Below are 13,004 nucleotides of genomic sequence, written 5' to 3' on the forward strand. Positions count from 1 at the left end.
CCTATCGGGTTACGTCATTTCACGTGGCCCAATAGGTCAGCAGCCGCAGCAAGCGTGCTGTGTTTCCCGATATCAAACCAATAGTATCCACAATCGGGCTCGTAACTTTTTATAATCATGTCGCGGCATACGCTTATATAGAACGGAATAATCGAAAACGGCCGTAGCGGCGCATACTCGCACAACGGCTTCAGCATTGACGGCGATATGACATGTATGCCTCCGAACGCGCGCATACCGAGTCCTGTCATATCCAGTCCGTGAGGAAGCACCTCGCCCGTCGATACATTGGTCCACCCTTTCATACGCTTTTCTCGGTCAAAAAGTAGGTACCGCGACGTAGCCCGATCAGAAGTCAATAATGTGGCGTCAGCTCCCGATTCACAGTGACAGCGGTATAATCTGCCGAGGTCAAGATCAGTAAGTATGTCTACATTATGCACGAGAAACGGCTCGCCGCCGTCAAGCAACGCCGAAGCGGCTGCAATGCCGCCGCCTGTGTCAAGCAACAGCTGCCTCTCGTCGCTCACTTTTATATCTATGCCGAAATATCCGTTATTTTCAAGAAAATCCTCTATCTTATCGGCAAAATGATGCACATTTATCACCACCTCATCAAACCCGTAACGGACCAGATTCATGATGACACGCTGCAACGCCGGCACTCCGGCCACCTCAACAAGAGCCTTGGGCCGGTTCTCGGTCAAAGGGAGCAGCCGAGTACCCAACCCGGCTGCAAAAATCATAGCTTTCATCGGTTTTGTTCAGTACGAGGATTAAATGTTTCTCTGATACCGCGTTCAAAGTGAGTCAACTCGACACGCACGTCAGGATAGGCCTTGTGTATATAACGCGCCAGACAATCGGCACAATATACCGAGCGATGCCGGCCTCCGGTACATCCGAAACTTACCATCAGATCGGTGAAACCACGCTCGCGGTATACCGCCACCGAACGGTCGACCATCTTGCACGCCTCGTCGACAAAGTCTTTGATATCGCTTTTTGTCTCAAGAAAATCTATCACCTCGCTATCGCGGCCCGACAGCTTCTTATATTCATCATAACGTCCGGGGTTGTGGAGCGCCCTGCAGTCAAATACAAAACCGCCTCCGTTGCCCGATATATCGCGCGGTATGCCATGACGATTGTAACCGAAACTCGCCACTTTCACAGTCAACTTATCGGCAGGCTCAACCCGCCGGTAACGCGGTATAGCCGCCACCTCCCGCAAGAGCTGACACAGATACCCGTACCGTGATTCAATCCTCGGCTCAAGACCTTTTACATTTTCAAGCGCATACGGTATGCTCTGCACGAAATGCGACTTGCCCTCGAAGTTGCCTCTGTAACCGTAAGCGCCAAGTACCTGAAGCAGGCGAAACAGCACAAAGTCATCAAGATGACGGCAAAATTCAACCCGGTCTATGTCGGCATACCGCTTGGCACTGTCAAGATAAGCCGTTATCAGCTTCTCCCGCAATCTATCGGGATAAGAGGCCTTGGCCTGCCACAGAAAAGAAGCTACGTCATAATAGCACGGACCACGGCGTCCGCCCTGAAAATCGATAAACCATGGTGCACCGTCTTTTATCATGACATTGCGCGACTGGAAATCACGATACATGAACACATCGCTCTTCGCCTCGAGCAACGCCATGGCAAGCCTGTCAAACTGTTTCTCCAAAAGCGACTCATTGTACCTCACGCCCGACGGCAACAGAAAACAATATTTAAAGTAATTCAGATCCCATGAGACAGACACATAGTCCATCTGCGGCACGGGAAGGCGGTTTATGTCAAGTCCGGCGATACCGCGCCACTGAAAGTCGGCCAAGGCTGCAATCGTCTTTTTAAGCATGTCGATAATATCGTCATTCCACTCTCCCCCGTCACGTCCGCGGGCAATGTAGTCAAACAGCGACATATCGCCAAGATCCTCCACCAGATAATGTGCGCCCGAGTCGCTTACCGCGAGGACCTCAGGCACCGGCAACCCCTTGTCATAAAAATTCTCGGCGAGATAAACAAACGTATTGTTCTCGCTTAAATCCTCACTTGATACACCTACTACATCCACGACTCCCGACAGCCTGTAATAACGGCGGTTAGAGCCGGCACCCGGCATACGCACCACTGCTTGGGGGAATATTCCGGTGATACGCTCATAAAGTATCGACAATACCTGTTCGTCGTCACCGCCGTACGATATATTCTTAACTATACTGTCATACATAGCAATTCCATCATATTTTGTTGGTAAAGATAATCAATCTCAGACAATATACTGATATGCCCCAATCATTTTTTATCACAAATATCGGCTGACACAGATTCTTTTTTGACAATGCAGACAATAAATCTCGTTGTTTTTACTTAATTTTGTGTATTAATATATTCTGACAGATTATGCCAAATGTTTCACAACGAGGGACTGAAATGCCTGCGTCGCCTATACGCCGGTTGGTTCCGCTCGCAAACGCAGCCAAAGACCGAGGTATAAAAGTATACCACCTTAACATAGGACAGCCCGATGTACCCACCCCCAAAGAGGGCCTCGACGCGCTGAAACACATTGACCGCACCGTGCTCGAATACAGCCCTTCGGAGGGCCTGCTGTCCTTGCGTCGCAAACTACACCAGTATTACAAGACGTATAACATCGATGTGGATGTCGAAGACATAATAGTGACCACCGGCGGCTCGGAAGCGGTGTTGTTTGCTTTTTTAGCCTGCCTTGACCCGGGCGACGAGATAATCGTGCCGGAGCCGGCGTATGCCAACTATATGGCTTTCGCCATATCGGCCGGGGCAAAAATCATAACAGTGCCGTCAAGTATAGAAGAGGGCTTCGCGCTTCCTCCTGTGGAAAAATTTGAAGAGCTCATCACCCCCAAGACCAAAGGCATACTTATCTGCAATCCCAACAATCCCACAGGTTACCTGTATACGATGAAGGAGATGCTGCAGATAAGGGATCTGGTAAAAAAATACGATCTGTTTCTGTTTTCCGATGAGGTATATCGCGAATTCTGCTATACGGGAGCACCCTATATATCGGCGTTTCACCTACCCGACATCGAAAATCAGGTAGTGCTCATCGACTCGGTATCAAAACGTTACAACGAGTGCGGCATACGCATAGGCGCGCTCATCACCAAACACGAGGAGCTGAAAAAAAATATAATGAAGTTCTGCCAAGCCCGTCTAAGCCCTCCGCTTTTAGGACAGATAGTGGCCGAAGCTTCGATTGACACACCCAAGGAATACATGCTTGAGACCTATAACGAATATGTGGAACGGCGCAAATTCCTTATAGACCAGCTTAACAAAATTCCGGGATGTTACTCACCCATACCCATGGGCGCGTTTTACACCGTAGTAAAACTGCCAGTGGATAACGCCGACCGCTTCTGCGAATGGTGTCTCGAACACTTCGATTATGAAGGCCAGACCATATTTATGGCTCCGGCATCAGGCTTTTATACGACGCCGGGCATGGGCAAAGATGAAGTGCGTATAGCCTATATTTTGCGTAAAGAGGAGCTTGCCAAAGCCATAAAGGTACTTGCCGAAGCACTGAAAGCCTACCCCGGGCGCACTATATGAGCTACGAACTCTTTATTGCCCGACGGCTGCGACTGAACCGTGAAGGCCGGCGCGGCCTATCGACAAGCATCGTCATAGCCATTGCGGGTATAGCGCTGGCCATCATGATAATGATGGCTTCGCTATGTATTGTGCTCGGCTTCAAAGACGAGATACGCAACAAGGTCATGGGCTTCGACTCACATGTCACCATACACCCCGAGTCATCGGATTATGACGAGGAAGCGTATCTGACCCTGACACCGGAGCTCACCGACATAATAAAACGTACCGGAGAGTTCACATCGGCATCGCTCGTACTGCAGCAGACAGGTGTCATTAAGACTGAAGACAACTTCCAAGCAGTCATTGTCAAAGGCATAGAGGCGGGCGACGGCTTTGACTTCGTGCGCGACAATATAGTGGAAGGCTCACTGCCTGAAAGCGACACTGCCGAGAACCGCAACAAAGTAGCTGTATCGCAGACAACGGCGCGTGCACTGCAACTGCACCCCGGCGACCGCATATATGCCTACTTCTTCATTGACGGGGCCGTAAAGACCCGCCGCATAGAGGTGGCTGCAATCTATGACACTCACTTCGGCGACTATGACAAATTATATATCTTCGCCCCGCTGTCATTCACGCAGAGCATATGCGGCACAGACAGTCTCTCGGGCAATCGCTTGGAACTGAAAACGGCCGATACATACAGGATAAACGAGGCAGCCATGCACCTTCAGGAAGCCATGATGGATAGCGCGGAAAACGGACACCTACAAGGCATGTACAGCATAAGCAGCGTACTTGATACGGCAATGATGTATTTCAACTGGCTCGAACTGCTCGACACCAACGTAGCCGTCATTCTCATACTCATGATGATTGTGGCAGGTTTCACTCTGATATCAAGCCTGTTTATCATCATACTCGAAAGAGTCAACATGATAGGCATACTTAAAGCTCTCGGAGCGACTAACGGCGAAATACGCCGCATATTCATATACATGGCCCAGAAAATCGTGATACGCGGCATGATTATCGGCGACATAACCGGCATAACACTGCTACTGCTGCAGCAACACTACAGAATACTGCCATTGAATCCCGACTCCTACTACCTCAACTATGTGCCGGTAGAAATCAACTGGCCATACATCATACTGCTAAACATAGGAGTATTTGTCATATCGGGCCTCACAATAATAGTGCCCAGTCATGCAGTGTCATCCATCAGTCCCTGCCGCACAATACGTTACGAATAAATATGTATACGTTCATGACCTATTTATGCTCTAAAATTGTTATTGAAATATTAAGTATAGCTAAATACCCTGTATTTTAGATTTTTTGAACTATCTTTGCAAACAATTTAACTATAAATGAATAAGAATACGGATATTGTAAAATTCATCATCGAGGGAATTCAGGATCGCAAAGGAAAACAGATTTCCGTAGTGGACCTAAGCGCCATTGAAGGCGCAGCAGCCAACCGCTTTATAATATGTCAGGGATCATCGAACATGCAGGTTGCAGCGATAGCCGACAGTATTAGAGATAAAGTACGCGAAGAGTGCGGCGTCAAGCCGTACAACTACGACGGATATCAGAATTCACAATGGATAGTAATCGACTACGGCGATACATTCGTACATGTGTTTCTTCCCGACGTGCGCCAATACTATAATCTTGAGGAATTATGGAGCGACGCCGACATCAACGAAATACCAGATCTCGATTAAGAGGTGTTTTAATGACACTGCCTCTTGACAAACCTAAACGTATCATATCATTCATCGTCCCCATATGAAACCGGACCCGAAAAAAAAGACCATAAAATTCAGCCTGTACTGGATGTATGCCATCATACTTCTCGTACTCGGCGGATTGTATTACCTCGACCAGAACTCCATAACCAAGGAGGTTACATACTCAGAATTTGAGAAGTATGTCACTGAAGGCGGAGTGGAAAAAATAGTCGTGTACACAAACAAAAACGAGGCGGAAGCATTTATCACCGACTCCCTTGCATCCAAGATATTCGCACCCTCGCAATACACTCAGGGAGAACATCACGATGTAAAGATAACGACATCCATACCGAGCGCCGACAAGCTTCAGGACAAAATAGACCAATGGCAGAAAGACGGTGTATTCACTGGCTCCGTATCATTTGAAAAAGGCAGCGACTTTATGGCCATGTTCTGGTCAATCGCCCCCATACTTCTGCTTATCGTGTTCTGGTTTGTGTTTATGCGCCATATGTCGGGTAAAGGCGACGGCAGCGGCGGAGTGTTCAACGTAGGCAAATCAAAGGCCAAGGTATTTGACAAGGACGGCCCCATTCAGGTCACATTCAAAGATGTGGCAGGATTGTCGGAGGCCAAGACTGAAGTTGAAGAGATAGTGGAGTTTCTTAAAAATCCGCAACGCTACACCGACCTCGGAGGCAAGATACCCAAGGGCGCACTCCTTGTAGGCCCTCCCGGAACCGGTAAGACGCTGCTTGCCAAAGCCGTGGCCGGAGAAGCCAATGTGCCGTTCTTCTCCATGTCAGGATCCGACTTTGTGGAGATGTTTGTCGGCGTTGGAGCATCACGTGTGCGCGACCTCTTCCGTCAAGCCAAGGAGAAAGCACCCTGTATAGTATTTATAGACGAAATCGATGCCGTAGGACGCGCACGAGGCCGCAATCCAAACATGGGAGCCAACGACGAACGAGAGAACACTCTCAACCAGCTCCTTACGGAAATGGACGGTTTCGGTTCAAACAGCGGAGTCATAATACTCGCCGCAACCAACCGCGCCGATATACTTGACAAGGCCCTTATGCGTGCCGGACGATTTGACCGGCAGATATATGTCGACCTACCCGACCTGAATGACCGTGTAGCCATATTTAACGTGCATCTGCGCAACATCAAGACCGATAACTCGCTTGACGTCGAACTGCTCGCCCGCCAGACTCCGGGCTTCTCGGGTGCTGACATCGCCAATGTATGCAATGAGGCAGCCCTTATTGCAGCGCGCCGCAACAAAAAAAGCGTGCAGAAGCAGGATTTCAACGATGCTGTAGACCGCATAATAGGCGGTCTTGAAAAGAGGTCCAAAATCACTACTGACGAAGAAAAGCATGCAATTGCCGTACATGAAGCCGGGCACGCCACCATTTCATGGCATCTGCGCTACGCCAGCCCGCTGATCAAGGTTACAATTGTACCACGCGGAAAAGCTCTCGGAGCGGCATGGTATCTTCCTGAAGAGCGCCAGATAACTCCCTCGGAAGCTCTGCTTGACGAGATGTGCTCGACCCTCGGAGGCCGCGCGGCCGAAGAACTGTTCCTCGGACATATATCAACCGGGGCGGCCAACGACCTTGAGCGCGTGACCAAACTGGCCTACGCGATGGTGGCCTATTACGGTATGAGCGATCGACTGCCCAACCTTTGCTATTACGACTCAACAGGTCAGGAATACGGCTTCTCGAAGCCCTACAGCGAAGAGCGCGCCAAAGACATAGACGCCGAGGTGTCGCGTATAATAAACGAACAGTATGAGAGAGCCAAGGAGATTCTGCGCAAACATGCCGAAGGCCATAAACAGCTTGCCGAAGTGCTGATAGCCCGCGAAGTGATATTTACGGAAGATGTGGAACACATATTCGGCAAACGCCAGTGGATATCACGCACCGACGAAATATTTGCGGGACGCCAGCTTGAAGAGGGCAAGAAAGAGGACATTGAAGAAAAGGCAGGCGAAAGCGAGCAACCGGCTGAACAATCCGACGATGCTCCGGCGACAATTGTTCCTCCGGAAATCCCGCCCATCCCCAAATCGGAATAAAGAACGGCAGGAGTGCAGCCGTAACGGCACACTCGTACACATAACGACCATACTACAGCGCATTACCCGTCAACATCATGGGTAATGCGCTGTCGGTCTAAGTGGCCCGTATTGCCGGCAAGGTACTGTTCGAGGTATTCTTTGTAAAGGAAGAGCGGCACACGGTCTATGCCGTTGGAAGACAGCAACGCTGACACACGGTCGATTTCCGACTTTATATCGCCATGGGTGAAGTTGTAGCGCTTGGCGAGGAGGCGGATATACTTACGGTCCTGCTTTACAAATCGGCCGGCATCTGCGGTGGCGGGTGTGAGGGGCACTTTAGCCGCTGAATCACGGCGACGGCGCTGATAGGATGCAGCCTTGGCGCGGCGGTCTATGACAGGTTTGAGCAAATTGAACACACATTGAGCTATCGGATGCAGGTCGACAGGCTCTGTGCCTGCAGTCTGATACTCCTTTATAGCGTCAACAAGCGATTGCTGCAGTTCTACGGGGAGCATGGCTATGGACTCGCTCCATGCCTTGTCAAATTTCGGTGTACGTTTCATAATATGTGATATCGGTTTAATAGTTGTTTTCCGCAAAGATAATATGGCATAACACCGTTTTTATGCACAATCGGGCGTCAACAGAGCGCGATAAGCAGTAACAGACTATGGACCAGCGTGTTACGACGAGAAAAAATATATAATTATTTTTACATGAGATGTCACCCGTAAGGCGACGACTCCAAAATAAACGAGTTGGTCTAAAAAACACCTTAGCCGGTACTAAAGGTGCGACAACACGGACCGCCAATAAATAGCAATAACACCTCTTGCCATCAATATTATGCCGGCCAGCCGTATTATCGTGTTTTGCTGTTGACGCGTTTTTTCCTGCTGTACTTTTCCTTTACTATGTCAAATGACCGTCTGACAAGAGCACGAATCTTATCATCGGGTATGTCACCGTTGAAGTCAAGCTGAATCCAATGCCTTTCACTAAGGTTTATCGGTTTGGCTACCGCTGAATATGTGAGTTTTAAATCGTCAATCTCTTCAGGAGTGGATTTGACGTTGACAAAACTGAAGTTGTCCATATCAATCAGACAGAACATATGGTCGAGCACATAAAACACCAATATCGAGTCATAGCGGCGCGCAAATTTGCCAAAAGGCGTTTTCTCAGCTACATCTCCCAACGAAAGGCAATATTCACGAAACTCTTCAATATCCATCATGGCTGTCAGTTATCGGTAGTGTTTCGTTCGAATTCAAACATGCTGCCTGTCGGCAGATATTCCCATGTGGAATTGGTAAATACGACCTTGGCGTTGCTGCCGTCAAGAGTGATTACCCCGTGGATGGGATTGCCCGCAGCATCAGTAGCGACAAACCGCAATCCGTCGGGTGTTATTTTGCCTTTTCCGTCATCCAGATAAGTCAGACGAAAAAGCGCCATCTTAACCCTATACTCTCCTTTCCGATCCTCCGTTATTATCAGACTTGATTCATCAGCAGGACTACGATAAGCACCTGTATAGGATAAGCTGCCTGACGGCGCCCCTACGGTAAACAGATATCGGACTTTAACACTATAACGGCGTGAGATACGGCGCATATGGTCCATACCCGCCCCACTGTCAAATACCACATTGCTGAATCGCGGAGCTTCATAATAATTGGGGCCAGTCTCCACTATTTCCAGCGGCATAGACAATATCAGCTTCTCATTAGAGGCAATAAACAAAGCCTTTTCTCTTGCCGCATCAAGAGCCGCTTTCAGCCCCTGACGGTTATACGACTCCATGTCACTGTTGTCAAGCGATGAAATATGAAAGCTCGATATACCCTGCGATGGCAGTGATGAAGCTATCTTGTCAAGCCGGCTTAAGTCAGTCAACACGAACGAAAGTGTCTTAGCCATCAGAAATCTTTCTGACGATGAGCGATTGCGGAAGTTTCCCATATCGAAAACTGTAACTTCCGACACCCCGGCTTCTGCAAGCGTATTACGCACTTGGTTCTCTATTTCTGACAGCACGATTTTCACACTGTCGCCTGCGCCTGATACGGGCCTGAAGTATTCCTCGATGCCGATTTCAACCGTTATGCGGTCAGGAACGATATTGAGCGTGGCAGTTCCGGTAACCTCTATAAAAGCCGGATTGCCCGCACAGGCCACTGACGTCGAAAGCATAAGCGCCAACGATGCCAATATGAATTTAATTCTATTCATCGGCTTTTCGTTCTCATAAATTCAATTAAAGAAAACGCCAAATGGATGAAAATACCATAGACCACCGTTGCAACCAGCGCCATACCTTCATAAACAAGTATCAACCGATACAACGGCACAGGATACTCCGGCCGCGCCTGTACTACAGCTGCAATAACGGCACATACACTCAACACCACAAAAACGACAGCCATCGAAACCGGAGCCAAACCAAACCGATATTTACCTATACGTATCATTTAATGTCGGAATCATTCTACGGACGGTTCTGCTTCAGTTTCTCTACAAAAGCGTCGATACGGGTCATCTGCTTCGGAATCTTTATGCCTTGCGGACAATGCGGGCTACACACTCCGCAACCAATGCAGTGCGACGCCTGCCGCAACTTAGGTACCGAGCGGTCATAACCGACAAGAAATGCTTTGCGAGCCTTGGCATAGTTGGGGTCTTGAAGACTCTCCGGAACATTGCCTTCGTTTACGCACTTATTGTAATGAGCGAATATGGCCGGTATGTCAAGCCCGTACGGGCAAGGCATACAGTATTTGCAGTCGGTACACGGCACTGTAGGATAATCAAGTATAAGCCGGGCTGAGGTCTCAAGAAGAGCCAATTCCTCTTCGTCGCATGGCTCAAGCGGAGAGTAAGTATGGATATTGTCCTGCAGATGCTCCATGTAGGTCATACCGCTAAGTACCGTCAGTATGCCTTCGGGAGTACCGGCAAAACGGAATGCCCACGACGCCACACTGTCATCGGGACGGCGGCGTTTGTACTCCTCCATTATATGATTGTTGACCTGCGCCAGACGTCCGCCTAACAAAGGCTCCATAATCACGGCGGGAATGCCGCGTCGGTGCAGTTCGTCATACAGATATTCGGCATCGGTATTTCTTTCGCTTATCTCCTTGGCATGCCTCCAGTCGATGTAGTTCATCTGTATCTGGGCAAACTCCCAGTGCACCTCACCCTTGTCATGCATCGACAGAAGGTGGTCAAATACCTCGACATCACCGTGATAGGAGAAACCGAGATTGCGTACACGTCCCGCTTCTTTTTCCTTGCAGAGAAAGTCGAGCATGCCGTTGTCGATGTAACGTCCGTTGAAAGCCTCCATACCGCCCATGCCTATGCCGTGTAGCAAAAGATAGTCTATATAGTCGACCTGAAGCTCCTTCATGGAGTTGCGATACATAGCCAATGACTTTTCGCGGGGCCAAGTATCAGGTGAAAAATTGGACAGCTTGGTTGCTATAAAATAAGAGTCACGCGGATGACGGCTCAAAGCTATGCCCATACTCTGCTCGCTCTTGCCCTTGCAGTAAGCGGGCGACGTGTCAAAATAATTTACACCGTGCGCCAGTGCGTAATCCACCTGCCGGTTCACTGCATCCTGATCTATTATGTCCTCCCCGTTTTCATTCTTGGTCGGCAACCTCATACATCCGTAGCCGAGTATCGACACCTTGTCGCCTGTTGAAGGATTGGTCCGATAGGTCATTGTTCCGTCAGAGGGCATGCCCGACGATATGCCCGGAGCGTCACTATTCTCTTTATTTCTAACACCGCAACGCGACAGAACCATGCCGGCACTTCCGGCTCCTAACACCTGAAGAAATCTGCGGCGATCTATATTAATATTTTTTTTCATAACATTTATTCAATTTTCGTCAGACCATACGGTGTATCTCATGACCTTCAACATAAATAGCGCTGAACGGACGCACCGGACAAAGATTCTCACACGCACCGCAACCGATGCAACGCTCAGTATTGACCGACGGCACCTTTGGCGAAGCCGGGTCTTCAGGCTTCAGAGCTATCATGGTTATGGCGCCTACAGGACAGTGACGCGCACAGTTGCCGCAGGATGTACCGTCGACGGCGGGAAGACAGTTTTCGCGTATCCACACCGCATGGCCCACCTGCACGGCACTCTTCTCGGCGGCATCGAGCGGCAGAATAGCTCCTACCGGACACACCTGAGAACAATCGGTGCACTCCGGACGACAATAACCGCGCTCGTAGCTCATCTCCGGCTGCATGAAAGTACCGGCTTCAACAGATGGACGCAATACACCCTCGGAGCATTTGCTTACACACAACTGACATGACGTACAATGCTTGTAAAAATTGTCATGGCTTTTACTGCCCGGTGGCGTTATACGTGTACGTCTTACAGGCTTTTTCTTATCTATAATCTCGGCAAGACCTCCGTCAACTGTTTTTTCCTGCGCCTTGACAGCAGCCGTAGCGGCAAGAAGAGCGCTGACTGTCAGAAAATCACGACGGCCCTTGTCGTTGGCGGTAGAGTCACCTTCGCTTTTCCGGTCTTTTTTCTTTGAAGGATGAATATATGATATGGCACCTGTGCTGCAATTGCCAATACAGTCCATACAAGCCACACAACGGGTATAATCGATACGTTCGTTTTTTGCGTCGATGCACGAGGCTTTGCACTCACGCGCACACTTGCCGCACTTAACGCATTTCGACGAGTCGATAACCGGTTTAAGCAGTGAGAATTGCGACATATAGCCGAGTATGGTGCCTACAGGACAGACAGAATTGCAGTATATACGGCCTTTCCACCACGCCAATCCTCCTACAACAAGCAGCGTGACGACCCCAACCACAACCGCAGAAAGTGCAGCATAATAATCCACATTATAAAATGTATAGCTGTCGGGAGCTTCATTAGCCGCTATAAGATTGTTGACTTCGATATATGCCGGTCTTAGTAAAGACGATACGATGCGACCATATTCGCTATAAGGCTCGATGAAAGCTGCAAGCCTCGACAACCCAAGCATAAGCGCCACAACAAAAAGCAACAGCACCACACAACGCAGCAATGTCAACGGACGGCTGTAACCGAACTTATGACGTCGATTGACCTTGCGATGCACCCATGATATGACATCCTGCATAACACCGAGCGGACACAGCACGGAACAATACACTCGTCCGAAAACAAACGGCAAGAGTATGAGCACTGCCAACGGCACTACGGCGGTGGAAAGCAGGGCCGGAATGAACTGCCACTTGGCAAGCCAGCCGAAATACCGGACTCCTATACCGGTAAAATCCAAAAACAGAAATGTGACAGCCAACAGGCATATCACTGCGAGAATTACACGAATTACTTTTAACATTGCACTTTAAAGCTGATTTTGCACTGAATTACAAATTTAAACAATTATTTCCGTACCATCTAAATGCAATGAAGATTCAAAATCGAAGTGCAAAAACTTTGCTTAGATAAGCAGACCAACCTCACTCCTCTCGGAGGGGGATGCCCAAGCGGCGGGGGCGGCCGAGTCCGCCCCCAAGAGTGAATCGGTAGAAAA

General features: G+C 49.2%; 12 protein-coding genes. 4 read left to right on the forward strand and 8 right to left on the reverse strand.

From position 1 onward, the window contains the following. Nucleotides 1–14: 14 nt before the first annotated feature. Nucleotides 15–755: a sugar phosphate nucleotidyltransferase gene (locus FW767_RS10525; protein WP_121699044.1), complete on the reverse strand. Its 741-nt coding sequence runs from the start codon at nt 753–755 to the stop codon at nt 15–17. Next, nucleotides 752–2,236: a RapZ C-terminal domain-containing protein gene (locus FW767_RS10530; RefSeq protein ID WP_121699045.1), complete on the reverse strand. Its 1,485-nt coding sequence runs from the start codon at nt 2,234–2,236 to the stop codon at nt 752–754. The genes FW767_RS10525 and FW767_RS10530 overlap by 4 nt, the downstream gene beginning before the upstream one ends. A 173-nt stretch (nt 2,237–2,409) precedes the next feature. On the opposite strand from FW767_RS10530, the gene FW767_RS10535 reads away from it, so the two are divergent. From FW767_RS10535 to ftsH, 4 genes are all read left to right on the forward strand, one after another. After that, nucleotides 2,410–3,609: a pyridoxal phosphate-dependent aminotransferase gene (locus FW767_RS10535; protein ID WP_121699046.1), complete on the forward strand. Its 1,200-nt coding sequence runs from the start codon at nt 2,410–2,412 to the stop codon at nt 3,607–3,609. Further along, nucleotides 3,606–4,853 carry an ABC transporter permease gene (locus tag FW767_RS10540; RefSeq protein WP_121699047.1) on the forward strand — a complete coding sequence of 416 codons (1,248 nt, stop codon included), beginning with the start codon at nt 3,606–3,608 and terminating at the stop codon, nt 4,851–4,853. Before FW767_RS10535 ends, FW767_RS10540 begins: the two co-directional genes overlap by 4 nt. A 117-nt stretch (nt 4,854–4,970) precedes the next feature. Continuing rightward, complete coding sequence (gene rsfS / locus FW767_RS10545; RefSeq protein ID WP_121699048.1) at nt 4,971–5,330, forward strand: ribosome silencing factor; 360 nt, start codon at nt 4,971–4,973, stop codon at nt 5,328–5,330. A 64-nt stretch (nt 5,331–5,394) separates the two neighbouring features. Beyond that, nucleotides 5,395–7,431, forward strand: a complete 2,037-nt coding sequence (gene ftsH / locus FW767_RS10550; RefSeq protein WP_121699049.1) for an ATP-dependent zinc metalloprotease FtsH — start codon at nt 5,395–5,397, stop codon at nt 7,429–7,431. Between the two features lie 62 nt (nt 7,432–7,493). On the opposite strand, the gene FW767_RS10555 is transcribed toward ftsH, so the two are convergent. The 6 genes from FW767_RS10555 to FW767_RS10580 all read right to left on the reverse strand — a co-directional run bounded on the left by FW767_RS10555 (nt 7,494) and on the right by FW767_RS10580 (nt 12,809). Further along, entirely contained in the window at nt 7,494–7,982 is a 489-nt protein-coding gene (locus tag FW767_RS10555; protein ID WP_121699050.1) for a DUF6291 domain-containing protein, read from the reverse strand. Between the two features lie 299 nt (nt 7,983–8,281). Continuing rightward, complete coding sequence (locus tag FW767_RS10560; RefSeq protein WP_235898106.1) at nt 8,282–8,656, reverse strand: MmcQ/YjbR family DNA-binding protein; 375 nt, start codon at nt 8,654–8,656, stop codon at nt 8,282–8,284. 5 nt (nt 8,657–8,661) lie between these two features. Beyond that, nucleotides 8,662–9,654, reverse strand: a complete 993-nt coding sequence (locus FW767_RS10565; protein ID WP_121699051.1) for an SIMPL domain-containing protein — start codon at nt 9,652–9,654, stop codon at nt 8,662–8,664. Continuing rightward, nucleotides 9,651–9,893, reverse strand: coding sequence for a hypothetical protein (locus FW767_RS10570; protein WP_147438751.1), 243 nt, complete (start codon nt 9,891–9,893; stop codon nt 9,651–9,653). The genes FW767_RS10565 and FW767_RS10570 overlap by 4 nt, the downstream gene beginning before the upstream one ends. A gap of 17 nt (nt 9,894–9,910) precedes the next feature. Next, nucleotides 9,911–11,305, reverse strand: coding sequence for an aldo/keto reductase (locus FW767_RS10575; RefSeq protein ID WP_121699052.1), 1,395 nt, complete (start codon nt 11,303–11,305; stop codon nt 9,911–9,913). Nucleotides 11,306–11,324: 19 nt separating this feature from the next. After that, nucleotides 11,325–12,809 carry a 4Fe-4S binding protein gene (locus FW767_RS10580; protein WP_121699053.1) on the reverse strand — a complete coding sequence of 495 codons (1,485 nt, stop codon included), beginning with the start codon at nt 12,807–12,809 and terminating at the stop codon, nt 11,325–11,327. Nucleotides 12,810–13,004: the final 195 nt, after the last annotated feature.

Origin of the sequence: Heminiphilus faecis, from assembly GCF_008728965.1 — a bacterium.
In the GTDB taxonomy this organism is placed as follows: domain Bacteria; phylum Bacteroidota; class Bacteroidia; order Bacteroidales; family Muribaculaceae; genus Muribaculum; species Muribaculum faecis.

What these genes read in the sequence shown, in the direction of transcription:
- FW767_RS10525 (WP_121699044.1), bottom strand. Translation starts at nt 755, where the DNA reads ATGAAAGCTATGATTTTTGCAGCCGGGTTGGGTACTCGGCTGCTCCCT.
- FW767_RS10530 (WP_121699045.1), bottom strand. Translation starts at nt 2,236, where the DNA reads ATGTATGACAGTATAGTTAAGAATATATCGTACGGCGGTGACGACGAA.
- FW767_RS10535 (WP_121699046.1), top strand. Translation starts at nt 2,410, where the DNA reads ATGCCAAATGTTTCACAACGAGGGACTGAAATGCCTGCGTCGCCTATA.
- FW767_RS10540 (WP_121699047.1), top strand. Translation starts at nt 3,606, where the DNA reads ATGAGCTACGAACTCTTTATTGCCCGACGGCTGCGACTGAACCGTGAA.
- rsfS (WP_121699048.1), top strand. Translation starts at nt 4,971, where the DNA reads ATGAATAAGAATACGGATATTGTAAAATTCATCATCGAGGGAATTCAG.
- ftsH (WP_121699049.1), top strand. Translation starts at nt 5,395, where the DNA reads ATGAAACCGGACCCGAAAAAAAAGACCATAAAATTCAGCCTGTACTGG.
- FW767_RS10555 (WP_121699050.1), bottom strand. Translation starts at nt 7,982, where the DNA reads ATGAAACGTACACCGAAATTTGACAAGGCATGGAGCGAGTCCATAGCC.
- FW767_RS10560 (WP_235898106.1), bottom strand. Translation starts at nt 8,656, where the DNA reads ATGATGGATATTGAAGAGTTTCGTGAATATTGCCTTTCGTTGGGAGAT.
- FW767_RS10565 (WP_121699051.1), bottom strand. Translation starts at nt 9,654, where the DNA reads ATGAATAGAATTAAATTCATATTGGCATCGTTGGCGCTTATGCTTTCG.
- FW767_RS10570 (WP_147438751.1), bottom strand. Translation starts at nt 9,893, where the DNA reads ATGATACGTATAGGTAAATATCGGTTTGGTTTGGCTCCGGTTTCGATG.
- FW767_RS10575 (WP_121699052.1), bottom strand. Translation starts at nt 11,305, where the DNA reads ATGAAAAAAAATATTAATATAGATCGCCGCAGATTTCTTCAGGTGTTA.
- FW767_RS10580 (WP_121699053.1), bottom strand. Translation starts at nt 12,809, where the DNA reads ATGTTAAAAGTAATTCGTGTAATTCTCGCAGTGATATGCCTGTTGGCT.